The organism is Comamonas sp. (assembly GCF_036643215.1).
Lineage (GTDB): Bacteria > Pseudomonadota > Gammaproteobacteria > Burkholderiales > Burkholderiaceae_C > Comamonas.
The window spans coordinates 93,309-115,688 of sequence record NZ_JAVXSJ010000003.1 but is presented as its reverse complement, the minus strand read 5'-3'; the positions used below and the strand labels follow the sequence as shown (position 1 = coordinate 115,688).

The window sequence follows — 22,380 nt, the reverse complement described above, 5'->3', positions numbered from 1 at the left end:
AAGCGCAGGCAGTAAAAGCATCAGAGCCATCTTTAGGCCATAAAAAAGCCCGCCAACCATCCGGTCAGCGGGCTTTCGCCTTCAAGCGGTTAAACCGCTTTACTCAGCAACGTCAGCCGAAGTCTCGGCGCGCACATCAAACTCCACCTTCCAGCGGTCAGTGCCACCCACGGGCACGGCATTGAGTTCCAGCGTGCCGATATCGGTCACACGCGCTTCCAGCGTGACAGGAACCACTTCACCCGCTGCACGGCCAGCCGCTGGCAGGTTCAGTTCAATCTCTTGCAGCTCAACCAGCTCTTCAGGGCCCCAGAAGTCCAGCATGGTGCCGACCTGATCGGCGCGGCGCACAGACGAGCCAAAGAAGCGCAGACGCACGGGCTCGCCCACAACCAGACCCAGCTCCAGATCGCTCAGCGCGACTTCGGTGCCCTCTTCCATGCCGAACGGTGCAAGGCACAGGGCGGACATGGGCGGCTCCATGCCGGGGATGGCGGGCATGTTCGATTCCACGCCTACGTAATACGACTGCGCCGTGCCGCCACGGATGCGCACGCCGCGGCCGCTGGTGGCGATGTGGCCGTAGTAGGCCGCGCCACGGGCTACGGCCAGATCCAGGTTGGCACCATCCAGCAAACGGGCGGGCTCACAAGCCTCTTCGTCCAGCCAGCCGTTGATGACTTCCAGAATGCGCTGCTCGATTTGCGGCGCCTTGAGCACGCCGCCGTTGAACAGAATGGCCGTGGGGTGCAGGAAGGTGGAGCCGTCGGTCTGCTCGGCGTTCAGGCCGTCAATATCGGCCAGTGCGTTGACCTGGCGGCTCAGGAAGGCAGCCAGATGGCGCGTGACTGCGGCATCTTGTGCATAGGGCAGGCCCAGCTGTGTAAGCGCTGCGCGGGCACGGGTCTGGGGCTTGGCGCTGACCGCGACCTTGGGGAAGAAGCCTTCGACCAGCATGGCCAGCACTTCGTCACGCGTGACTTCGGTGCGGATGCTGCCACCGATGAGCTTGCTGCCCCGGCTAGGCACAACCACAGGCACGGATTGCAGGTTCGCGTCGGCCAGCAATTGCTCTTTGGCCGCACGGCAGCCGTGTGCAAGAGCACGGGTTTGCCAGGCGTCGAGCTGCTTGCCCTCTTGCGCCAGCTTGCGGGCCACGCCGTAGGCCAGCGCCAGATCCATGTTGTCGCCGCCGAGCAAGATGTGCTCGCCCACGGCAATGCGTTGCAGCTCCAGATTGCCTTCGCGCTCACGCACAGCAATCAGCGAGAGGTCGGTGGTGCCGCCACCTACGTCCACCACCAGAATGATGTCGCCGTGCTGCACTTGCTTGCGCCATTGGCCGCCGCTGGCCTGAATCCAGCTGTAGAGCGCGGCTTGCGGCTCTTCCAGCAAAGTCAGGTTGGCAAAGCCAGCCGCCTTGCAGGCCTCGGCCGTCAGCTCACGCGCAGCGGGGTCAAACGATGCGGGGATGGTGACGGTGATGTCTTGCTGGGAAAACGGTGCCTCGGGGTGGGCTTGCTCCCACGCCCAGCGCAGGTGCTCCAGATAGCGAATCGAAGCGCTCAGCGGCGAGATGCGGCTGACTTCTTCGGGGGCATCGGCGGGCAGCAGGGGCGAGCGACGGTCCACGCCGGGGTGGCAGAGCCAGCTTTTGGCGCTGCTGACCAGACGGATGGGCGTGGCCGCGCCACGGCTGCGGGCGAATTCGCCGATGATGAAGTCGCTGGATGCGGCGCCGGGCAGCGTGCGCTCGGCCTCGCTCAGCTCGCTCTCATGCGGCAAGTACAAAAAGGATGGCAGCAGCGGCAAGGCTTGCACGCTGGCGGGCGCGGTGAGCTGGGGAAGGTCCAGCACGCCTTGCACCACCTTGTCGCCGTCGCTGGCAGTTTTGTCCACATAGGACAGTGCGCAGTGCGTGGTACCTAGGTCAATACCGATGCTGAACTGCGCACCAGAATTTTGAGTGTTGTTTTGGCCTGTAGCGCTTACAGGTTGAGCGGCAGCAGCTACAGAATCAGGAGTAGATACAGCATTTTGAGCCGCGCCGGATGCGGCGATGGAGGCAAACATATTCATGGCTTACAGCTCCACTTCAGCTTGGGCGATTACCTTGGCGGCCTGAATGTCGGTCAGCTGCGGCAGCTTCACGTCGGTGACCTGCCAGCCGCGGTGGCTCAGCGTGCCGGTGAACGGGGCCTGGCCGACCACATTGCCGGTCAGGCGCACGGAAGCGGCGTCAAAACCGGCTTGCAGGGTGATGCGGCTGCCTTCAGCTTCGCTACGCACGGGGGCAATGGCGAAATGCTCGCGCAGCACCTTACGGCAGCCTTCGTGCACTACGCGGGCGGCGGCACCAATTTCAGCGTCGGTGTATGGGGCCACGTCTTCTTGAATAAAGTCCACAAAACGGGCTTCGCGCTGCATCAGGCCCAGCAGCTGCAGGGCGGCCGTGTCGGTAGCCACCAGTTTTTCAACTTCGATGGTTTTTTCGACCAGCTTCTCGACGGGGACTTCAACACGTTTCTCTACCGTTTTTTCGACAATCTTCTCGACCGGCACTTCCACACGGACTTCGACAATCTTCTCGACTGGTACTTCAACGCGCACTTCCTTGGGGGCAACGTCAGCGGCAAAAGCCTCACCAGCGCGCACACGGGTCACATCGGCGGCCAGACGTCCGTTGCCGAGGATGGCGAAAAAGCTGCCGATCGCGATGGCGATGCGGCTTAAAAAAGAAGGGGGGGTGTTTTGAGTCATGACTGGTCTCAACGCCCAGACCCGATCAAGGCGGGTCTGTGGCTGCAATTTCAGGGCAAGGCGCTGTGCATTTCAAGGCTGTGGCCTGAGGGCCCAAGAGCCATGCGCGCGCCCGCAAGGGGAGCTGATGTTACCTAAAGCAACGATGCCTTGCGTTGCACACGGGAACCGGCGCGCCAAGGCGCTAACACGCCACGCATACCAGTGCACAAGACTGCAAAAAACCGAGAAGGCATAATTGCGGCTCTATTGCTCCATCTATCCATGGCCTGCACCCACCTTTCCACCGCCGCCCGTTTGCGCCGCTCTGCCTTGATTGCAGAGCTGCCTGCCCGTGCCTGCGCGCTGCGAAAGCTGCACACCTGCCGCCATGGCATTCCGACCGCATTCGTGAGCCTCAGCGGTGTCACGGCCATGCTTTCCGCCGCCGTGCGGATGGCATAGAGCAACGCTCTCACATCCTCCGCACGGCCTTCCAGAACAAGCACACCCCAGGTGCATGGGAAAGGTACGTCCAAGACCGCTACGGTCACGTCCTGCCACGCGCCGCACCTTGCTCAATGGACTCAGCGAACGACTCGGAGGTCAGCCATGGATATGGAACTCACACAGAATTTTTTGCGCGGGAAAAACCCTTGCGCCATGGGTTACCGCTGGTTTGTGCGCAACAACCTGAGCGGCGGCGACTATCAGGCCGCCATGGATACACAGGTGGCCGCAGGTCGTGTGGATGACGCCCGCTGGCTGCTGGAGAACTTTGGCGCGACCCATAGCGTGCTGGAAGTGGATCACCTTGAGGCAGACAACTTCGTCTACGCCGGCACGCTGATTGTGCGCGGCGATGTGCGCGTGCCGGGGCAGTTGCTGGTGGGCCGTGGCCTGCAGGTGGGCGGCGGCATACGCGCGGGCAAGCTTGAAGTGGGTGAAGACATTCAAAGCGGCGGCGCCATCTTCTGCAATGAGCTGCTGCAGGCAGGCGGCAGCATCAAGGCAGCGTGGAGCGTGGAAGTACAAGGCGATATGTCCGGCAATGCGCCCGCCCATATCCGCGCCGCAGAGCTGCGCGCGGGCTGGGAGCTGGTGTGCAGCGGCAATGTAGACATCAAGGGCGGCGCCCAGATTGACCGCGAAATCGACGTGCAAGGCACGCTGCGCTGCGGCAAGGGCCTGCGCGCCACAGGCGCGATCACCGTGCAAGGCTTGCTGGAGGTGGGCCACGGCATTGCCAGCAATGACCACATCGAGTGCGGCAACCATATTCAGGCGGGCTGGGGCATCAAGTCGCTGGGCGACATTCGCGCGGCCTGCAGCATTCGTACGGGCGAGACCCTGCAAGCCGATGGTGTGATTGCCGCCGGCCCCGGCTATGGCGTGTTTGCTGGCATGAATGTGCAGATGGATGCCTGGCCCGATTGTGCATGGGTGCGCGCCCTGAAAAAGCCTGAAAGCTTAATCAGCGGCTTCTGGGAAGGCCAGTCCGCCTTCGCCTGAAGCACTGCCGCAACGCAGGCAAAATAGCTGTTTTGAACCAAGGCCCGCGCCCTGCGCCCGCCTGTTGAGAAGAGAGACAGCCCCGTGTTCACCGGCATCATCCAAGCCGTGGCAAGCATTGCCGCGCTGCGCGACCAGGATGGTCTGCGCACCTTCACCATGGAATTCCCCGGAGGCTTTTGCGAGGATCTGGCCATTGGCGCCAGCGTCTCACACGACGGCGTGTGCCTGACGGTGACCGAAAACCTCTCGCCCACCAGCGCCACCTTTGATGTGATGCTGCAAAGCCTGAACATCACCACGCTGGGCCAGTACCAGGTGGGCGATGTCATCAATGTGGAACGCGCTGCCAAGGATGGCGCCGAGATTGGCGGCCACCCGTTGTCGGGCCATGTGGACTTCACCGCTCCGCTGCTGGAAATCGTCAAGACCGACACCAATCACAAGATCCGCTTTGGCATTCCTGAAGCCTTCCGCCCGTATGTGTTTGCCAAGGGCTATATCGCCGTCAATGGCGCCAGCCTCACGGTCGCTGAAGTCAACCGCAAGGAAGGCTGGTTCGAGGTCTGGCTGATTCCCGAAACTTTGCGCATGACGGTGTTTGGCGACAAAAAGGTGGGTGATCTGGTGAACATCGAGATCGAGCGCAGCACGCAAGTGGTGGTCGATACCGTTCGCGAAACGGTGGAAGCGAGTCTGGGCCGTTTGAAACCCGTACTCGAAGCGCTGCTGGCCGAAAAAGGCCTGAGCCTGGATGATTTTGTGGATGTGCCGCAGATCAAGAAGTGAGGCACTTCACCCGCAAAAAAGGCGCTGACTTCAGCGTCTTTTTCATATCAAATCAGCCTGCAGCGCTTATTTAATAAACGCAAGAAGCTCACAAATAAATAGCAAATCAAGTCTCCCAAAGCGGAATGACCTTGATGTGAATACACGCCGTTAACAGCGTGCAGCCCGGCTGCGACTGCACTTGCACCGATCCACCAATGCGGGCAATACGGGCCTGCATGCTGCGCATACCCACACTCATGCCGGCTTGCTGCACGGCATTCCAGTCAAAGCCCACGCCATCGTCTTGCACGCTCAACACCCATGTCTGCTCATCAGGCTGAACGCAGACCACCTGCACCTGCTGCGCACGGGAGTGCTTGATGATGTTGGCGAACGCCTCTTCCAGAAAACGCAGCATGCCCAGACATTGCAAAGCCGTGGGTGTGGCGCGCCACCGATCATCGACCTGCCACTGGGCCTGCATGTTCAGCTCATCCAGAATATGCGTGAAACGATGGCGCAGCGGTGCAATCCAGCGCGCAGGGGTTTCAGGCACCGTCACGCCGCTGCTGGAGCCCGTGTCAATCACCTGCCGCAAATCGTCACGCAAGGTCTTGAGCAGCGACATCACGCGGTCGTTCGACAGTTGCTGCGGCGCCTGCTCTATCAGCGCCATGGATCGCACCAGACTGCCACCCAGCCCGTCGTGCAGGTCATGGGCCAGTTGCACGCGCTCCTGCAGCTTGGCGCTTTGCAAGTCCTTGGCGTGCTGGCGCTCCAGCGCCTGAGCAAGATCGGCACGGGCCTGGGTCACATGCGCGGTCAGCTCCGCATTGAAGCCATCGACGCGCCGCATATGACTGGCCACCTGCCAGCCCAGCAACAAGGCCAGCAAAACCATGTTCAACGGCCAGCCGAGGTAGGACCAGGTCTGGTCGTTGTCCCAGTAGCGCAAGGCCACCCGGGTATCGTGCAAAGCCACCACGACCATTGCCGCGCACCCTGCGCCCAGCAAAAGGTGCGAGCGTGCGCGGGTGCGCAAGCCCTGGTAGATGGCGTACAGGCAGCCGCTCATGAACACCGCCGAGCCCCAGACCAGCGACAGATCGCTCATGCGCCGCGTGGGGCTGATCCCTGTCCACATATAAGCCACCCAGAGCGCCAACGCAACCCAGAGCGCACGCTCCAGATGGACTTTGCGCTGTCCGTGAAAGCGCAGCACAAAGCTCAAAAAGCAATGACCATAGAGCATGAAGAAAACCACGTTCAAGCGCGAGAGCCCCAGGCTGCTGATGCCAGGCCAGGGCTCCAGGCTGAGGACGACGCTTAGATAGAGCGTCCAGAAAATCTGCATCAACCCCATCCAGAGATAGATTTTTTCACGGCGCCGCCACAACCACACCGCCAGCGCCACACAGGCAATGGTCAGCGACAACCCTGCCGTCAGCACATAGCTGGTGCGCTGGTGCCAGTAGCGCGAAGCATAGGCATCCTGAATCGCGCTCATATCGCCCAGCTCGACATAGCCGACCCCCATGGCTTCGGCCTGCATGCCGACCACGCGGATCCACGCGGTCTGCACGGCCTGCGTGTCTTGCACAGACACAGGCCACCAGCGCGGCATATTCCAGCTGCGTGAGTACGGCTCCACCAAGGATTTATCGCTCCACAGCAGCATGTCGTTCCAGTACACCGTGCCCGCCGCGCGAATGCCGGACACGGCCAGCGCCAGTTGCGCATCGCCCGGTGCCACATCGGGTTGGCAATGCAGCTGCCAGTCAAGGCGATACCAGACGGGCACGCGCGAGCCTGGCCACAGCTGGCCGGAGTTGTGAGGAATCGATGCGCTCTGCCAGCCGTCGGCAGGTCGCCGGCCTTCATGGGTCTCAGGAGCGCCCCAGCTGCCCAGAAACTGTGGTGTGCAACCCAGCGCGGAAGAAGCGGCCAGGGCACTGCTGCAGGCCAGCACCCACAGCAATGCTGCGCCCAGCAGCCAGCGCTGCAGGGCAGACAAAAAACAAGGCATCCGCAATGCGGATGCCTGAGGGGATAGGCCGGTCATGGCCTGCATCGTAGAACAAAGCCTGCTGCGAAAGATGACACCGCAGCCAGCTTTCAGTATTTACAACACAGGCTTGAAACGCTTGAGTCGCAGCGCATTGCTCAGCACAAAAACGCTGGACAGCGCCATGGCCCCGGCCGCAAACACCGGCGACAGCAGCGTGCCGTTGAACGGATACAGCAGGCCAGCGGCGACGGGAATCAGCGCCACGTTATAGGCAAAAGCCCAGAACAGGTTTTCGCCAATGTTCTTCATCGTGGCCTTGGACAGTGCAATCGCATTGGGCACACCCGAGAGATCGCCGGACATCAGCACCACATCAGCCGCCTCAATCGCAATATCGGTGCCCGTGCCAATGGCGATGCCCACATCGGCCTCGGCCAGCGCAGGCGCATCGTTGATGCCGTCGCCCACATAGGCCAGCGTGCCGTGCTCCTGTTTCAGGCGCTGCACCGCATCCACTTTGCCGCCGGGCAGAACCTCGGCCACCACTTCATCAATCCCCAGCAGGCGCGCAATCGCTTCACCGGTGCGACGGTTGTCGCCGGTGATCATCACCACCTTCAGGCCCAGCGCATGCAAGGCATCAATCGCAGGTTTGGTGGTGTCTTTGATCGGGTCAGCCACGGCAATCATGGCGGCCAGCTGGCCGTTGATGGCGGCGTACAGCGGCGTCTTGCCTTCGTCGCCCAGACGACCCGATTCCGCTGCGAAGTCATCCACATTCAGACCCAGCTTGCGCATGAAGCGATCAGCGCCAATCTCGACCTTGCTGCCATCAACCACGGCACGCACACCAAAGCCAGTGACCGATTCAAAATCGCTGATGGCTGGAATCTGCAAGCCCTCGGCCTTGGCTGCATCCACAATGGCTCGCGCAATCGGGTGCTCGCTGCGGTCTTCCACAGCGGCAACCTGCGCCAGCACCTGGCCCCGCTCAAAGCCTGCGGCCAGCACCAGATCAGTCAGCTCGGGGCGGCCCTTGGTCAGCGTACCCGTCTTGTCCACGGCCACCACCTTGGCGTCCTTGAGCTGCTGCAAGGCTTCACCCTTGCGCAGCAACACGCCCATTTGCGCAGCGCGACCCGTGCCCACCATGATGGAAGTCGGTGTGGCCAGACCCATGGCGCAAGGGCAGGCAATGATGAGCACAGCCACGGCGTTGACCATCGCAAAGCTCAGCGCGGGATCAGGCCCCCAGATCAGCCAGACGCCAAAAGTCAGAAGCGCAGCGGCCATCACGGCCGGCACAAACCACATAGTGATCTTGTCCACCAGCGCCTGAATTGGCAGCTTGCTGCCCTGGGCCTGCTCCACCATGCGAATGATCTGCGCCAGCAGCGTATCGGCACCCACCTTGGTGGCCTTGAAGGCCAGCGCACCATTCTGGTTGACGGTACCGCCCACCACTTCAGCGCCCAGCATTTTCTCGACCGGAACGGGCTCGCCGCTGATCATGGATTCATCGACAAAGCTCTGGCCTTCGATGACTTCACCATCGACCGGAATGCGCTCACCGGGGCGTACCTCAATCACATCACCGGCATGCACCTGAGCAATGTCGACTTCCTGCACCACGCCATCGCGGCGCACGCGGGCAGTCTTGGCCTGCAGTTGCACCAGACGGCGAATGGCTTCCGAGGTATTACCTTTGGCCCTAGCCTCCAGAAAACGGCCCAGCAAGATCAGCGCCACGATGACAGCTGCAGCCTCAAAGTACACATTGACCGTGCCTGCTGGCAGCAACGTCGGCATGAAGGTAGCCACCACCGAATAGGCAAACGCCGCCGAGGTGCCCACCGCCACCAGCGAGTTCATGTCGGGCGCACCGCGCAGCAAGGCAGGAACACCCTTTTCAAAGAAGCGGCGACCAGGGCCAAACAGCACCAAGGCCGTCAGCACAAACTGGATGTACCAGCTGTTTTGCGTGCCAATCGTGCCCGCAATCCAGTGGTGAAAAGCGGGCACCATGTGGCCGCCCATTTCCAGCAGAAACACAGGCAGCGCAAACACGGTGGCAAAGATCAGAGAGCGCTTGAGCGACTCACGCTCCGCCGCCTGGCGCTGGGCGGTGGCATCTTCGCCAGCCACACCGGCGCTTTGCACCACGGGCTGGGCTTCGTAGCCCGCTTTTTCAATGGCGGCAATCAACGCGCTCACATCGGTATCGCCCTGCCACTGCACGCTGGCGCGCTCTGTCGCCAGGTTCACGGTGGCGCTTTGCACGCCGGGCACTTTCTTCAGCGCACGCTCCACCCGGCCCACGCAGGAAGCACAGGTCATGCCGCCGACTTGCAAGTCCACGCTTTGCGCGGGCACGGCATAGCCGGCTTTTTCAATAGCCGCCACGACCTGCGGCAAGATGACCGAAGCCTGAGCCGGGTCCTCGATGGTCAGGCTGGCCTTTTCAGTGGCCAGGTTGACCACCGCGCCTTGCACGCCCGGCACCTTTTTCAGCGCGCGTTCCACTCGGCCTACGCAGGATGCGCAGGTCATTCCTTCCACCGACAGCTCGAAAGCGCCGTTCTTCGTCAATGCATTCATGGCTTTCTCCATTCACGTTGATAGCCACTGTAGAGATTGACATCATGTAAAGGTCAAGCACCTGACTTAAACCTTGGTTAGCGTGGCAGAAACTTGATCTTGCTCAGTCTGTTGCGTCAGTCATGCCGAAGTGCTCAAGCAGATGCGTCTGCGCCTGCTCCAGCATGGCTTGTAGACCTTGCTGGGTAGCGCTGGCCATGTGCGGTGTGAGCACGATATTGGGCAACTCCCTCAAGGCGGGTGACACTTCGGGCTCGTTGACAAAGACATCCAGCGCTGCATAGGCAATCGTGCGGCTTTGCAGCGCCTGTACCAAAGCAGCCTCATCCACGATGGAGCCTCTGCCGATATTGACGATCACACCCTGCGGGCCAAGAGCCTGCAGCACCGAGGCATCAATCAATCCCTGCGTCTGCGAGCCTCCACTGGCGCAGACAACCAGAAAGTCCACCGCTGCGGCCAGCTCCTGCACGCTGTCATACCAGCGATATTTGATATCCGGTTTAGGAGTTCTGCCTGTGTAAGCGATCGACATATCAAAGGCCTGCGCGCGTCTGGCCACGGCGCTGCCGATGCGCCCCAGACCGACAATGCCCATGCACCGGCCTGAAAAGCGCATGCCGGGCGGATAACGCCCCTGCAACCAATGCCCCTGCTGCACAAACTGATGCGCCTGCACAATCTGTCGCGTGGCTGTCAGCAGCAAGGCCAAAGTGTGGTCCGCAATATCTTCGGTGGACACATCGGGCGTGTTACGCACTGCGATGCCTTGCGCCGCAGCAGCCTTCAGATCAATGCCGTCCATGCCCACACCGATAACAGAGATCATCTCCAGCGCAGGCCATTGCTGCATCTGCAATCTACTGACCGCAGACTGCGCGTTGCACAGCATGGCGCGCACCTTTGCAGCAAGGGTCAGGCGCTGTCCGGGGTCCAGCGCCGCATCGTCATGCAGCACAAAATTCTGGCTCAGTCGCTCACGCAGCTTGAGCGGAACGGGCGTCACCAGCAACAGATGAGGTCGCAGGCCTGGGTCAGTCATAAAAACAGCTTTCAGAAAAGCAAAAGAGTTCTTCACTTCCCACCAGCGATGCAGCAGAAAGTGAAGCATTGGGCTTACTCAAGCACTGAAGGATCGCGGCGGATTTCCTCCCTGCACATGGCTTCCCACAGGAAGGGGAAGCCATGCAGGTCCGTGCGCCCACCCGTGGCCTGCACCACCTCTGGCGACAGCGGGTTACCACCGCCCAGCGCCTGCACACGCCATGCCAGTCGGCAGCGCCATTCCAGCGTGATGGCACGCAGATGCGCCTGACGAACACTGCCGCCTACAACCACCGCACCATGGTTGGCAAGCAGCGCCCATTTGTTCTGCCCCAGCGCCGTGGCAACGGCATTGCCCAGTTCGCGCTGCTCTACCGTGCCGCGATACTCGTCATAGACCACAGGATCAGTATCAACCAGCGCCGAGGTCTGGTCATACACGGGCGGCACCTTGCCAGTGGCAGACCAGACCGAACTCCACTCGGGATGGTTGTGGATAACCACGCGCACATCGTGGCGCTTTTCATGCACATCCACATGCAACTGAATGGCGGGAGTGATGTTCCACTCGCCCTCGATCACATGACCTTTGGCATCCAGCCGCAAGATATCGGAGGCTGTCAGCTCGCTCCAAGTCAGCTCCCAGGGGTTGGCCAGATACGTTCCATCATCCAAGCGCAGCGTAATATGCCCCGCGATATGGTCGTTATAGCCTTCTCGCGACAGCACGCGGCATAGCAACGCCACCTGCTGGCGCTCCGTCAGCTCGGGCAGCAAAGGCTTGCGACCTGGGCGCGGTGCGTACTGGGAAAGCAGTTCCTGATTCAGACCGTCGTGGCGCATACGGCCTCCTTTTTCTCTTGCTTGTTGGTGGTAGCGGGCTGATGTGCGAACACCGATGCACGGTGCATGCGGCGCTGGTGCGGTGCGTAATCCATGATGGCGTTGTGCACCACACTGCGGTTGTCCCAGATCACCATGTCACCCACGCTCCAGCGGTGCTTGAAGAGAAACTCCACCTGCATGCAATGCCCATGCAGGTAAGCAAGAACGGCTCGGCTTTCGGCCTGCGACAGCCCCTCGATATGCGTGACATAGGTGGGACTGATGTAGAGCGCCTTGCGCCCGGTGAGCGGATGAACGCGCACCATCGGGTGCAAATGCCTGCGGTTCTGAGACACCACTTCCACATAGCGCTCATGCGTGACAACGCCCTGCTGCAGCGCTGCTGTCATGGGTGCATTCATGTCATGCCATGCCTGCAGACCTTCAAGGTACTGCTTCATGCGCGGCGACAGTGCATCGTAGGCACTGGTCATGCTGATCCAGCAGGTGTCGCCACCAGTAGGTGGCAAGATCTGCGCATGGGTCATGGTGACGATGGGCGGGCTGGGTAGAAAACTCTCGTCGTGGTGCCACATATCGGCACGGTCACCGAGCTTGGAGTCAATCACCGTGATCTGCTCGTAGCCCGCACCCAGATTCGGGTAGAAGGTATGTACCTCGGCCTGGCCAAAATGCCTGGCAATTGCCAAATGCTGCTCAGGCGTCATATCCGGTGCATGCAGCACCAGAGCTTCATGCTTGATCAGCGCTGTCTCCAGCTCGGTCAGCGTCTTTGCAGACAAGGCTCCGGCCAGATCCAGTTGCAGAGCCTCGGCGCCAATGCGCGGGCCCAGCGGTTTGACGGTCAACGGAATGGACAACTCTCTCTCCTTCAATGGTGGCTGCCAGTCCTGCTGATGCGCTTCTTGTCTCCTCCACAGCGCAGCGCAGAACTCTTTACAGTGATGAATGCCGCTAGGATTGGCCCAGCGCCAGACACAGTCTAGAGAGCCCAAACCGCTTTTTCCACTCGCATTGCCGCGCACGGACTACAGCCGCAAACCGTTGCTGCCAAAGCAAAAAATCCAAAAACAGCAGATCACCAGATACAGGACTTGCATTTCATGGAATCGCGAACAACGCAACTCCCCAAGGACCAATTGCCCCAGCCACGCAAGCTGCCTGTGCAGGCCCGCTCCAAAGCGCTGGTGGATGCCATTGCCGAATCCTGCCTGCGCATCCTGGACAAGGAAGGCGAAGACGCCTTGACGGTGAACCGGATTGCCGAGGTATCGGGGGCTACCGTGGGCTCCATCTACCAGTACTTTCCGAACAAGGAATCGATGATTGCAGCGGTCTATGAGCGCCTGCTCGATCAAGAGTCGGTACAGCTCTACCAGATGCGCGAGCGGCTGCATGGTCTGCCTCTGCATGCCGTACTGCGCCAGATCTTTGCCAACATGATTCGCGTGGAGCTTCGGCTGCATGGACTCAGCCCCGGCTTTCATGCGCGCTATCGATCGGCCCTGCACCTGGGCCTGTGGCATGCGCCGCAGGCCAGCACGCAGGAGTTCATCAACACGACCTGGCTGCCGCTGCTGCAGATATATGCCGACGAAGTGCAGACGGACCAGCCAGAACTGGCCGCCTACCTGCTGGGAAAGGGCCTGCGCGAAATCATTCACAACGCAGTGCAGGACATGCCCGCGCAGGCTCGATCTCACGCTTTTCTGGATGCACTGGTGACCATGGCCCTGAGCTGCACCCAAACAAAACGCGGCCCTCAGGCCGCGTTGTGAACTGAGTACATCAAGTCTCAGCGGATATGTGCAATCACCGCACCCAGCGTTTGTGCTGTACCCGCCTGCACAGCCATGGTGATGCGACCAGAGCGATGTGCAGACACCTGCATTTCCATCTTCATGGCTTCCATCACGGCAATCACGTCGCCTTCTTTGACTTCATCGCCATCTGCCACCTTCCAGACATGAAGGTTGCCGGCAATCGGCGAAGCCACGGCATCAGGGTCCACGCTTTGCTGCGCTGCTTGTGAAGCGACTGCAGTGGGTGCAGACAGGCCTTGCAGCAGCATGGCGGGCAAGCCCAGCGATACACGGCGGCCATCGATTTCGATAGCGGTGCGCAGCAGGCTGGTGTCTGCCACAGGCTCGGCGCGGGCAGCTGCAGCCAGCGGCTCGGCAAACTCCGTTTCAATCCAGCGGGTGTGGACATGGAAGCCATCTGCGCCCACAAAGTCAGGCTGATTGAGCACGGCCTTGTGGAACGGCAGCACCGAGGCCACGCCTTCAATCTGGAACTCGGCCAGCGCGCGGCGGGCGCGGGCCAACGCCTGTTCACGCGTAGCACCCGTCACGATGAGCTTGGCCATCATGGAGTCGAAAGTGCCCGGAATGATGGAGCCGGTTTCAACGCCCGAATCCAGACGCACGCCGGGGCCGGATGGGGGCGCAAAGCGCGTGATCAGGCCAGGCGTGGGCAGGAAGCCACGACCTACATCTTCGGCATTGATACGGAACTCGATGGAGTGCGCACGCGGTGCAGGCGTCTCTCTGAAAGACAGCGGCAGGCCATCGGCCACGCGCAGTTGCTCCTGAACCAAATCGATGCCCGTGGTTTCCTCGGTCACCGTGTGCTCCACCTGCAGGCGGGTGTTGACTTCCAGGAAGGAAATCGATCCATTGCCACTGAGCAGAAACTCCACCGTGCCAGCACTGATATAGCCAGCCTCCGCGCAGATCGCCTTCGCCGCGCTGTGAATACGCGCGCGCTGTGCTTCGCTGATAAAGGGCGCTGGCGCTTCTTCTACCAGCTTCTGGTTGCGGCGCTGCAGCGAGCAGTCGCGTGTACCCAGCACCACCACATTGCCATGCGTGTCGGCAATCACCTGCGCTTCGATATGGCGTGGCTTGTCGAGGAACTGCTCGACAAAACATTCGCCACGGCCAAAGGCGGTCACGGCTTCGCGCACGGCGGACTCGTACAGCTCAGCCACCTCGTCCATGCGCCAGGCGATTTTCATGCCGCGACCACCGCCGCCAAACGCGGCCTTGATGATGATGGGCAGACCGTGCTGCTGGGCAAAGGCCAGCACTTCATCGGCACTGGTGACCGGATCGGCCGTGCCCGCCACCAGCGGCGCACCGACCTTGAGCGCAATCTTGCGGGCTTCCACCTTGTCGCCCAGCTTGGCGATGGTGTCGGGCTTGGGGCCAATCCAGATCAGACCGGCATCCAGCACAGCACGTGCAAAGGCTTCGCTTTCCGAGAGAAAGCCGTAGCCGGGGTGCACAGCATCTGCGCCCGAGCGTTTGGCAATCGCAATCAGCTTTTCGATATTGAGATAGGTCTCAGCAGGCTTGTCGCCATCCAGCCCATAGGCCTCATCGGCGCGGCGCACATGCAGGGCGTCGATATCGGCGTTGGCATAGACGGCGACGGACTTCACACCATAGTCGGCGCAGGCGCGGGCGATACGGACGCCAATCTCACCACGGTTGGCAATCAATACTTTTTTCATACAACTTCCTCAATCCGCCACGGCAGGTGACAAATCTGCAAATGCACGAACAGGGTTAAAACGAATCCAGGCGCCCACAGGGATTTGCCCTGCAAGATCCAGATGATGAGCGGCCACACAACCAATGACGGGATAGCCCCCAGTCAAAGGGTGGTCGGCCAGAAACAGCACAGGCTGGCCGCTGGCAGGCACCTGAATGGCCCCCAGCGGTGTGCCTTCACTCGGCAGTTCGGTGGTGATAGCGCGGCTCAGCGCCTGCTCGCCTGCCAGTCGCAAACCCACGCGGTTGGACTGAGGCGTGACCTGCCAGCGCTGGCTGGCCAGCAGGGCCACTGCCTCTGGCGTGAACCAGTCGGTGCGCGGGCCAAGCTCTACATCAAGCACCACTTCAGCATCGGCAGCGGGCAATCCTTGCACGGGCAAAGCAGCATCAGCCACAACGGCGTGGACTGCTGGCTGCACGCCCAGCCACTGGCCGCGCTGCAGCGCGGGTGGGCCGACATGGGCCAGCGTATCAGTCGCGGCGCTGCCCAGCACGGGCTGCACCTGATAGCCGCCGCGAACCGCCACATAGCAGCGCGCACCGGCCGTGGGCTGGCCAATAGTTACGGTGTCACCATCCGCCAGCGCCAGCGCACAGTAGCTGGATGCGACCCAGCTCTGACCCGCTGCATTGGTGATGGTGATGGGCGATTGAGCGCCGGTAATAGCCAGCACCAGCTCACCACGGCTTTGCAGGGACAGGCCACCGCCCACGGTCTCCAATGCGGGCAAATTACTGGCATTGCCGACCAGTCGATTGGCGGTCTTGAGCGCTGCCTGATCCATGGCGCCCGAAGCCGATACGCCCTGCCCGGCCTGACCGTGTCGACCCAGGTCCTGAAACAGCGTCATCAGACCGGTGGCACGGACTTGCAGGGCTGGAGCACTCTCTGCAGGCGCTTCCATATTGCTAGCTGCTTGCACTTGAGGAATAGCGCTTTCAGATACCTTCACTGCTGCATTGCTTGAATGATCAGCGCCAGAAGCTTCTTTTTCAATAGCATCCATGTCCACAAAACGCACGCGGTAGCCAGGCTGCAGCAAGGCTGGCAAGTCACGCGACAAGTCCCACATGGCTTCATCGGTGACACCGATGATTTGCCAGCCGCCGGGGCTGGCCTGTGGATAAACAGCGCTGAATGTACCCGCCAATGCCACAGCGCCCGCAGGCACCTTGGTGCGCGGCGTGGCACGGCGCGGTACGTTGAAGATGGGATCTCCGCCGCTCAGATAGGCAAAGCCCGGCGCAAAGCCGGTAAAGGCCACCGACCATTCGCTGCCGGTGTGGCGGCTCACGACTTCTTCAGGGCTGATGCCCAGAATCTGTGCCACCTCGGCGAGATCTTCACCGTCGTAACGGACGGGAATCTGCACCAGTACATCGGAGCGCTGCACTTCGCCATTCAGATCGCAAGCCGCAATGCGATTGACGAGCTGCGCGGTGCTGATGATGTGGGGGGCGAACTGTACAAGAATGGTGCGCGCGGCTGGCACCAGCTCCTGCACACCCTCAATGGACTGAGCCTGCAGCGCCCCCAGCAGTGCCAGCGTTTGCTGCAGGTCGGCCAGCTCCACCAGAATGCTCTGGCGATTGACAGGAAGAAAACGCATGGCGCTCATTGCGCAGCTCCCACGAAGGAGTCAATGTTCACGCCCTCTTGCTCAAAGCGCTGGCGAATATTACGGGCAATCGCCACGGCACCGGGGCTGTCGCCATGCACGCAGATGGAGTCAGCCTCCACGCGCACCATGCTGCCATCCACTGCTTCAATCACGCCTTCGCGCACCAGCGTCAGCATGCGCTGAGCAATCAGTTGCTCATCGTGCAGCACGGCACCGGGTTCTCGGCGTGAGACCAGTGCGCCCTGTGGCGTGTAGCCACGGTCGGCAAAGGCTTCGGCCACCACGGTCAAACCGGCATCGCGCGCCCAGCCAATCAGTGGCGCGCCCGCCAGAGCCATCAGCACCAGGCTGGGATCAATCGCCTTCATGGCCGTGATCACATCCATGGCCTGGCGCTTATCCTGGGCAATTGTGTTGTAGAGCGCGCCATGCGGCTTGACGTATTTCACAGTCGTGCCCGCAGCCTGCGCCAGACCTTGCAAAGCGCCAATCTGGTAGATCACATCGGCCACCAGATCACTGCTGGCCACATCCATGTTGCGGCGACCAAAACCCGCCAGATCGCGGTAGGCCACATGCGCGCCGACCACCACATTGCGCGCCTTGGCGGCCTTGAGTGTGGACAGGATGCCTGCCGCATCGCCAGCATGAAAGCCGCAGGCTACGTTGGCGCTGCTGACGATGTCGAGCATGGCGGCATCGTCGCCCATAGTCCATGCGCCAAAGCTCTCGCCCAGGTCGCTGTTCAAATCCATTTTCATCATGCGTCTCCCGGCCAGCTCAATGCAGCTGACCTGCGTGTTCCTGCAAATCCTCTTGCACCGTCATGGCCGTTTGGATGGCGCTGCGTATGCCTTGCACCTGAGTCTCCAGCGCCATGCTGGCCATGCCGGGGTGCTGTGCTGCCTGCTGTGGCAGCGCGGGGATGTGAATAAAGCCGCCACGCACACCCGGCCCAGCTCTGCGCGCAAGGCGATGCATCAGTGCGTAAAAAACATGGTTGCAGACGAAGGTGCCTGCGGTGTTGGACACCGAAGCAGGTATGCCTGCATCGCGCAAATTTCGCACCATGGCCTTGATAGGCAGGGTGGAGAAATAGGCAGCCGGTGCCTCGCGCACCACGGGCTGATCTACCGGCTGATTGCCCGCGTTGTCTGCAATGCGTGCGTCATCCATATTGATGGCCACACGCTCTGGCGTGATCTCCGTGCGCCCGCCCGCCAACCCCAGGCTGATGATGAGCGTGGGCTGCAACTGCGCCAGAGCCTCATCGAGCACCGGCATGGCCGCACCAAACACGCAGGGCAGTTGCAGGGCGTGCACCACGCCACCGGCAATCAACTCCCCATCCAGCGCCCGCGCCACTTCCCACGAGGGGTTGACGCTATCTTTATCGAAGGGCTCAAAGCCGGTGAGCAGAATTCGCTTGACAGTGGCAGCAGTCATGGCAGCACTCTCTTAACGGAACATCAGGAAGTTAAGCAGGAACACGTTAACAATCAGCAGCGCAATAGCCGTTGGCACCTGCGCACGGATCACCGCATTCTTGTCAATTTCCAGCAACGCGGCGGGTACCAGGTTGAAATTGGCCGCCATAGGCGTAAGCAGCGTACCGCAGTAGCCAGACAACATGCCCACCGCAGCCATCACAGCCGGATCACCGTGGTACACACCCACCAGCACGGGCACACCCACACCACCGGTCATGACGGGGAAGGCGGCAAAACCATTGCCCATGATGACGGTGAACAGCGCCATGCCGATCACATACACAGCCACGGCCACAAAGCGCACATCCATGTTGATGTAGGTGGTGGTCACATAAGCCACGGCCTTGCCCACACCGGCATCAGAAAACACCAGACCCAGCATGCCCAGCATCTGCGGCAGCACCAGCGCCCAGCCCAGAGCGTCGATCAGGCGGTGCGACTCACGCAGACCCTGCATGGGAGTTTCGCGCGTCATCTTGCAGGCCAGAGCCAGCGCAATGACACAACCAATACCCAGGCTGACCAGCGTGCTGTTTTTGGGATCAATCAGGGGAACGCCACCGAACACCAGATGCTTGGCCGACAGCGTACCGACCATGGTGATGAGGGGGATGGCCAAAGCAGGCACAAACAGCTTGTTGCCCAGACGCTTGGCACTTTCCATGTACTGCGCATCCGTGCGCGGCTGGTGCTTGCCGCCCAGCACACCGCCAAAACCGGCGATCAAGGCCATAACGACAGCAATGACGCCTACCCACGCGGTTGGCAACAGGTCACCAACCAGAAACACCAGCGCATACAGTGCCCAGAACAGGCCTGCCGAAAAGCGACGCGGGTTGCTGGCATCGCGCAGCGTCATGACGGCCGTGACCGCCAGCACCACGCCGACAAGGTAGTACAGGTATTGAATGGTGATGGTCATGCCTGTTCTCCCTGAGCGGCTTTCTGTTCTGCAGCAATTTCACGCGCCAGCTGCTTGTCCAGACGATGCAGACGGAAAGCATGAATGGCAAAGGCGGAGGCTGCCGTGGGAATGCCCCACAGCGCGACATGAATCGGCTCGACCTCGATGCCCGCTTCTTTGAGGAAAGTCGTCATGAGCACAATGGCACCAAACGCAACGAAGATATCTTCGCCAAAGAACAGGCCCACATTGTCTGTAGCAGCCGACATAGCGCGCAGCTTTTCACGCACCTTGGTCGACAGCTTGCCGTAGCGGCTTTCGGTCGCACCTTCAGCCATGGGCGCCAGCAGCGGGCGCACCATCTGGGGGTGACCACCCAGGCTTGTCAGGCCAATGGCCGCAGTCAGCTGGCGCGCAGCCAGATAGACGATGAGCAAGCGGCCAGCAGTCGCCGACTTGATGGAGCTGATCCAGTTCTGCGCATGCTGGCGCAGACCATGGCGCTCCAGCAGGCCAATCACGGCTAGCGGCAACAAGATGATGAGCGGCAGATTGCGCGTCTTGATAAAGCCGGCACCAATCGCAGCCAGCACCTTATCGAGCGGAAAGCCCGCCGCAAAGGCCGTGCCGATCGCGGTCACGATGACCACCAGCATGGGGTTAAAGCGCAGCGCAAAGCCCGCAATGATGATGAGCACGCCTATCAGCGGCCACAGGTTTACGTCAACAGGCATGGGAGCCTCCGGGAGTCATGCCCATATCCGCTGCGCGGTGGGCTGTGAGTGCTACGCCAAAGGCGGGAACACTCTCAGCAGCCCCGCCCAGCTCTTTTGAAGAAAGCTGGGCACCCCTGTTCTAGCGCTGCTCAACCCCTCAAATTGTTGAACAATCAATAAAGATTGATTCCACAAATATTATTTTCTGCAGAACAAATAACCATGCGTAATAGAGTAAACCCTAGCTTCGGTCTCTCTTCAAGATTTTTTGGCTCAACAAAACGGTAGCTACACTCGGACGTCAACACGAAGGAATCGCCATGAAAGCCCCAGCAGAGGTCCAGAACCTGACCGAGCGCATCGCCGAAGAAATACGCAGTCAGCTGGTCAATGGCGCGCTCACTCCCGGTCAGCGTCTGTCTGAAGCGGCGCTCAGCGAATCGCTGGAAATCTCGCGCAACACCTTGCGCGAGGTGTTCCGCATGCTGACCAAAGAAGGTCTGCTGGTGCATGAGCCCAACAAGGGCGTATCGGTGGCCGTGCCCAGCATGGCATCCATCATCGACATCTACCGCGTACGTCGCATGATTGAATGCCAGGCGCTGGCTCAGGCCTACCCCATGCACCCTGCCCTGTCGCTGATGCGCGAAGCGGTAGAGACCGCGAAATTGCTGCGTGACGAAGAAAACTGGTCAGAAGTGGGCACCGCCAATATGGCGTTTCACAAAGCCATCGTGGCGCTGGCTGACAGCGAACGCTTGAACGAAATGTTCTCCCACCTGCTGGCCGAGCTACGCTTGGCCTTTGGCCTGCTGCGCGACCCGCATTTTCTGCATGCCCCCTATGTGGACATGAACCAGAAAATTCTGCAGCTCTTTGAAAACGGCAAACCCAAGGAAGCGGCAGAAGAGTTGAGTGCCTACCTGGTGCATTCAGAGCGAATAATCCTGGCCGCCTATGCGCGGCGACTTGCGGAAGCGGGCATCAAGGCCGCTTGACTCCAGAAAGCATCGCAAACCTTTGCCTCATGAAAAAAAGCGCTTCATTTCTGGAGCGCTTTTTTGATTACACCGAATTAAGTCCACCGGAAATTTCTGGGCCACCGCTGCCGCATTTTTTATTGGACGGCCGCTAACCTAGCCAGGCAAACATTTTCAAGATATCTTGCGCATAGGAGGCAGTCCATGAACGCTTCGGAGATGGCGACAAAACTCGCGTATGCACTCACCGCCACGAAGAATGGTGCGATAGCCCCCCGACTGCACGATTACATGCACAGCTTGTGCATATGGGCCAGGGTCTGCTCCTCACTCAACAGCCTGCAGCACTCCCTGAAATTGCGGAAGGTCCAAAGAGGTTTATCACGGCCAAGCAGACAGGAGAGTCGCAATGAGACATCTCTCCTCAGCGGCGTAGATGTGCGAATGCTTATGGTCTGGAGCGTGACAGCTATTTTCTTGACCGGGTGCATTCCCTCGCGCGAAAACTCCGCAAACTATATGGTGGCGCTGAATCCTGATGGCTCACGCGTGGCGGTTGGGAAAAGTCAAAAAGGTTCAGGCTGGGTTTTGCTGGAAGGAAATCTGCAGCAACCACTGCGGTTGGTCAGCATACCTTCTGGCGTCAATGCGACGGGCGTATTTACCTATGCTCCTGATGGCAATGACCTGTTCTACGCCACCACAACGCCAAGCGAAGCACATGTGCCAGCAGACAAGCCTTCTCAGGCTAGTGGCGATGGGCGCATTGGCACGACCGAAACCCTGTGGCGACAGCGGCTGGGCGATGACGAGACATCGCCCCCCATTAAGCTCTTCGAGCATGCTGGTTTCAGCAACCTCCTACCACTATTGGATGGTTCCATCGTTTTTATGGGGGCGGTGAGGCTTCTGAAAAGTCACCAGCCCACGATGTTTGTTGGCCATCGCGAGTGGACTATCTACGGCTGGATGCTGCGCAAGCCTGACGGAAGTATGGAGGCCATCAGCCCACGGGAATACGCTTTCTTTTCAAGTGCTAGCCTGATCCGTGATGAGGCAGTGTTTTTTATCCAAGAGTCTCGCCGCGGCGGTCAATCTCTCAATCCAAGAGAGTATGAAGTCGATAGCACAGCGCTCAAGCCCGGTGCCAATCTGTCTGCCCTGGCTCGCTTAGGTGCGATGCAAGACAGTCGAGGGGGTCCAAGCTTGCTGTGCGATTGGGCTGGAAGGACCTGTGCCCGGGTCATGACTTACAACAAGGACGGCTACTTCGCCCATCAGTTAGAAATCATCCAGGACGGCAGGGCTTGCAAAGTAAGCGACTTGCCTGACCGACTGGAAAAATTCTCCATCGCCAGAAATGGCAGTGCCATTGCGCTGATCACACGCCCCAATCCGTATCGCGAAGTTGGCTACCAACTTGCTCACGTCACGATTGACGAGAGCGGATGTGCCGGTGAGAAGAAGTTTTTTGCGCTCCCGTGATTCCCTTGGAAGAGCCTTGGAAGAAATCGGCGTGCCTGCATCTGCAGGTCTGTTATATAGCCGTGACCAGTGTTTACAGACTTTAATTGCGGAATAACGAGCTGG

19 protein-coding genes are annotated in these 22,380 nt (G+C 60.4%); 6 read left to right on the top strand and 13 right to left on the bottom strand.

What is annotated here, in order from left to right:
* Nucleotides 1-99: 99 nt before the first annotated feature.
* Together RSF91_RS03625 and RSF91_RS03620 are read right to left on the bottom strand one after the other, a co-directional pair.
* Nucleotides 100-2,079 (bottom strand): Hsp70 family protein, encoded by a 1,980-nt coding sequence (locus RSF91_RS03625; RefSeq protein WP_332567131.1) that lies wholly within the window; start codon nucleotides 2,077-2,079, stop codon nucleotides 100-102.
* 3 nt (nucleotides 2,080-2,082) lie between these two features.
* The gene (locus tag RSF91_RS03620; RefSeq protein WP_332567130.1) at nucleotides 2,083-2,760 is read right to left on the bottom strand and encodes a DUF2760 domain-containing protein; all 678 of its coding nucleotides are present in this window, start codon (nucleotides 2,758-2,760) and stop codon (nucleotides 2,083-2,085) included.
* Between the two features lie 264 nt (nucleotides 2,761-3,024).
* Between RSF91_RS03620 and RSF91_RS03615 the strand changes: the two genes are divergently transcribed.
* The 3 genes from RSF91_RS03615 to RSF91_RS03605 all read left to right on the top strand — a co-directional run bounded on the left by RSF91_RS03615 (nucleotide 3,025) and on the right by RSF91_RS03605 (nucleotide 5,040).
* Complete coding sequence (locus RSF91_RS03615) at nucleotides 3,025-3,204, top strand: hypothetical protein (RefSeq protein ID WP_332567129.1); 180 nt, start codon at nucleotides 3,025-3,027, stop codon at nucleotides 3,202-3,204.
* A gap of 147 nt (nucleotides 3,205-3,351) precedes the next feature.
* Entirely contained in the window at nucleotides 3,352-4,251 is a 900-nt protein-coding gene (locus tag RSF91_RS03610) for a hypothetical protein (RefSeq protein WP_332567128.1), read from the top strand.
* 84 nt (nucleotides 4,252-4,335) lie between these two features.
* Nucleotides 4,336-5,040, top strand: coding sequence for a riboflavin synthase subunit alpha (locus RSF91_RS03605; RefSeq protein ID WP_332567127.1), 705 nt, complete (start codon nucleotides 4,336-4,338; stop codon nucleotides 5,038-5,040).
* A gap of 106 nt (nucleotides 5,041-5,146) precedes the next feature.
* On the opposite strand, the gene RSF91_RS03600 is transcribed toward RSF91_RS03605, so the two are convergent.
* The 5 genes from RSF91_RS03600 to RSF91_RS03580 all read right to left on the bottom strand — a co-directional run bounded on the left by RSF91_RS03600 (nucleotide 5,147) and on the right by RSF91_RS03580 (nucleotide 12,378).
* Nucleotides 5,147-7,084: a sensor histidine kinase gene (locus RSF91_RS03600; protein WP_332567126.1), complete on the bottom strand. Its 1,938-nt coding sequence runs from the start codon at nucleotides 7,082-7,084 to the stop codon at nucleotides 5,147-5,149.
* Nucleotides 7,085-7,144: 60 nt separating this feature from the next.
* Nucleotides 7,145-9,628 carry a heavy metal translocating P-type ATPase gene (locus tag RSF91_RS03595; protein WP_332567125.1) on the bottom strand — a complete coding sequence of 828 codons (2,484 nt, stop codon included), beginning with the start codon at nucleotides 9,626-9,628 and terminating at the stop codon, nucleotides 7,145-7,147.
* A gap of 103 nt (nucleotides 9,629-9,731) precedes the next feature.
* The gene (locus RSF91_RS03590) at nucleotides 9,732-10,670 is read right to left on the bottom strand and encodes a 2-hydroxyacid dehydrogenase (RefSeq protein WP_332567124.1); all 939 of its coding nucleotides are present in this window, start codon (nucleotides 10,668-10,670) and stop codon (nucleotides 9,732-9,734) included.
* A gap of 74 nt (nucleotides 10,671-10,744) precedes the next feature.
* A complete protein-coding gene (locus RSF91_RS03585; protein ID WP_332567123.1) occupies nucleotides 10,745-11,515 on the bottom strand; it encodes a class II aldolase/adducin family protein in 771 nt (256 codons plus the stop codon).
* Nucleotides 11,497-12,378, bottom strand: a complete 882-nt coding sequence (locus tag RSF91_RS03580; RefSeq protein WP_332567122.1) for a TauD/TfdA dioxygenase family protein — start codon at nucleotides 12,376-12,378, stop codon at nucleotides 11,497-11,499. Before RSF91_RS03580 ends, RSF91_RS03585 begins: the two co-directional genes overlap by 19 nt.
* 243 nt (nucleotides 12,379-12,621) lie before the next feature.
* Between RSF91_RS03580 and RSF91_RS03575 the strand changes: the two genes are divergently transcribed.
* Entirely contained in the window at nucleotides 12,622-13,296 is a 675-nt protein-coding gene (locus RSF91_RS03575) for a TetR/AcrR family transcriptional regulator (RefSeq protein ID WP_332567121.1), read from the top strand.
* A 17-nt stretch (nucleotides 13,297-13,313) separates the two neighbouring features.
* Here RSF91_RS03575 and RSF91_RS03570 read toward each other — a convergent pair whose 3' ends face one another.
* The 6 genes from RSF91_RS03570 to RSF91_RS03545 are packed head-to-tail and all read right to left on the bottom strand — an operon-like array spanning nucleotide 13,314 to nucleotide 19,828.
* On the bottom strand, nucleotides 13,314-15,035 hold the full coding sequence (locus RSF91_RS03570) for an acetyl/propionyl/methylcrotonyl-CoA carboxylase subunit alpha (protein WP_332567120.1): 1,722 nt from the start codon (nucleotides 15,033-15,035) through the stop codon (nucleotides 13,314-13,316).
* Between the two features lie 9 nt (nucleotides 15,036-15,044).
* Entirely contained in the window at nucleotides 15,045-16,688 is a 1,644-nt protein-coding gene (locus RSF91_RS03565; protein WP_332567119.1) for an urea amidolyase family protein, read from the bottom strand.
* Nucleotides 16,689-16,693: 5 nt separating this feature from the next.
* Entirely contained in the window at nucleotides 16,694-17,461 is a 768-nt protein-coding gene (locus RSF91_RS03560) for a LamB/YcsF family protein (RefSeq protein ID WP_332567118.1), read from the bottom strand.
* Between the two features lie 19 nt (nucleotides 17,462-17,480).
* Nucleotides 17,481-18,146 carry a pyroglutamyl-peptidase I gene (gene pcp, locus RSF91_RS03555; protein ID WP_332567117.1) on the bottom strand — a complete coding sequence of 222 codons (666 nt, stop codon included), beginning with the start codon at nucleotides 18,144-18,146 and terminating at the stop codon, nucleotides 17,481-17,483.
* A gap of 12 nt (nucleotides 18,147-18,158) precedes the next feature.
* Nucleotides 18,159-19,112 carry a DUF979 domain-containing protein gene (locus RSF91_RS03550; protein ID WP_332567116.1) on the bottom strand — a complete coding sequence of 318 codons (954 nt, stop codon included), beginning with the start codon at nucleotides 19,110-19,112 and terminating at the stop codon, nucleotides 18,159-18,161.
* Nucleotides 19,109-19,828, bottom strand: a complete 720-nt coding sequence (locus tag RSF91_RS03545; protein ID WP_332567115.1) for a DUF969 domain-containing protein — start codon at nucleotides 19,826-19,828, stop codon at nucleotides 19,109-19,111. The genes RSF91_RS03550 and RSF91_RS03545 overlap by 4 nt, the downstream gene beginning before the upstream one ends.
* Nucleotides 19,829-20,130: 302 nt before the next feature.
* Between RSF91_RS03545 and RSF91_RS03540 the strand changes: the two genes are divergently transcribed.
* Nucleotides 20,131-20,808 carry a GntR family transcriptional regulator gene (locus RSF91_RS03540; RefSeq protein WP_099738895.1) on the top strand — a complete coding sequence of 226 codons (678 nt, stop codon included), beginning with the start codon at nucleotides 20,131-20,133 and terminating at the stop codon, nucleotides 20,806-20,808.
* 186 nt (nucleotides 20,809-20,994) lie between these two features.
* Complete coding sequence (locus RSF91_RS03535; RefSeq protein WP_332567114.1) at nucleotides 20,995-22,275, top strand: hypothetical protein; 1,281 nt, start codon at nucleotides 20,995-20,997, stop codon at nucleotides 22,273-22,275.
* Nucleotides 22,276-22,380 lie beyond the last annotated feature (105 nt).

Bases quoted from the DNA above. Each gene is read 5' to 3' on its own strand.
- RSF91_RS03625 (WP_332567131.1), bottom strand. From the start codon at position 2,079: ATGAATATGTTTGCCTCCATCGCCGCATCCGGCGCGGCTCAAAATGCT.
- RSF91_RS03620 (WP_332567130.1), bottom strand. From the start codon at position 2,760: ATGACTCAAAACACCCCCCCTTCTTTTTTAAGCCGCATCGCCATCGCG.
- RSF91_RS03615 (WP_332567129.1), top strand. From the start codon at position 3,025: ATGGCCTGCACCCACCTTTCCACCGCCGCCCGTTTGCGCCGCTCTGCC.
- RSF91_RS03610 (WP_332567128.1), top strand. From the start codon at position 3,352: ATGGATATGGAACTCACACAGAATTTTTTGCGCGGGAAAAACCCTTGC.
- RSF91_RS03600 (WP_332567126.1), bottom strand. From the start codon at position 7,084: ATGACCGGCCTATCCCCTCAGGCATCCGCATTGCGGATGCCTTGTTTT.
- RSF91_RS03595 (WP_332567125.1), bottom strand. From the start codon at position 9,628: ATGAATGCATTGACGAAGAACGGCGCTTTCGAGCTGTCGGTGGAAGGA.
- RSF91_RS03590 (WP_332567124.1), bottom strand. From the start codon at position 10,670: ATGACTGACCCAGGCCTGCGACCTCATCTGTTGCTGGTGACGCCCGTT.
- RSF91_RS03585 (WP_332567123.1), bottom strand. From the start codon at position 11,515: ATGCGCCACGACGGTCTGAATCAGGAACTGCTTTCCCAGTACGCACCG.
- RSF91_RS03575 (WP_332567121.1), top strand. From the start codon at position 12,622: ATGGAATCGCGAACAACGCAACTCCCCAAGGACCAATTGCCCCAGCCA.
- RSF91_RS03570 (WP_332567120.1), bottom strand. From the start codon at position 15,035: ATGAAAAAAGTATTGATTGCCAACCGTGGTGAGATTGGCGTCCGTATC.
- RSF91_RS03565 (WP_332567119.1), bottom strand. From the start codon at position 16,688: ATGCGTTTTCTTCCTGTCAATCGCCAGAGCATTCTGGTGGAGCTGGCC.
- RSF91_RS03560 (WP_332567118.1), bottom strand. From the start codon at position 17,461: ATGAAAATGGATTTGAACAGCGACCTGGGCGAGAGCTTTGGCGCATGG.
- pcp (WP_332567117.1), bottom strand. From the start codon at position 18,146: ATGACTGCTGCCACTGTCAAGCGAATTCTGCTCACCGGCTTTGAGCCC.
- RSF91_RS03550 (WP_332567116.1), bottom strand. From the start codon at position 19,112: ATGACCATCACCATTCAATACCTGTACTACCTTGTCGGCGTGGTGCTG.
- RSF91_RS03545 (WP_332567115.1), bottom strand. From the start codon at position 19,828: ATGCCTGTTGACGTAAACCTGTGGCCGCTGATAGGCGTGCTCATCATC.
- RSF91_RS03540 (WP_099738895.1), top strand. From the start codon at position 20,131: ATGAAAGCCCCAGCAGAGGTCCAGAACCTGACCGAGCGCATCGCCGAA.
- RSF91_RS03535 (WP_332567114.1), top strand. From the start codon at position 20,995: ATGAACGCTTCGGAGATGGCGACAAAACTCGCGTATGCACTCACCGCC.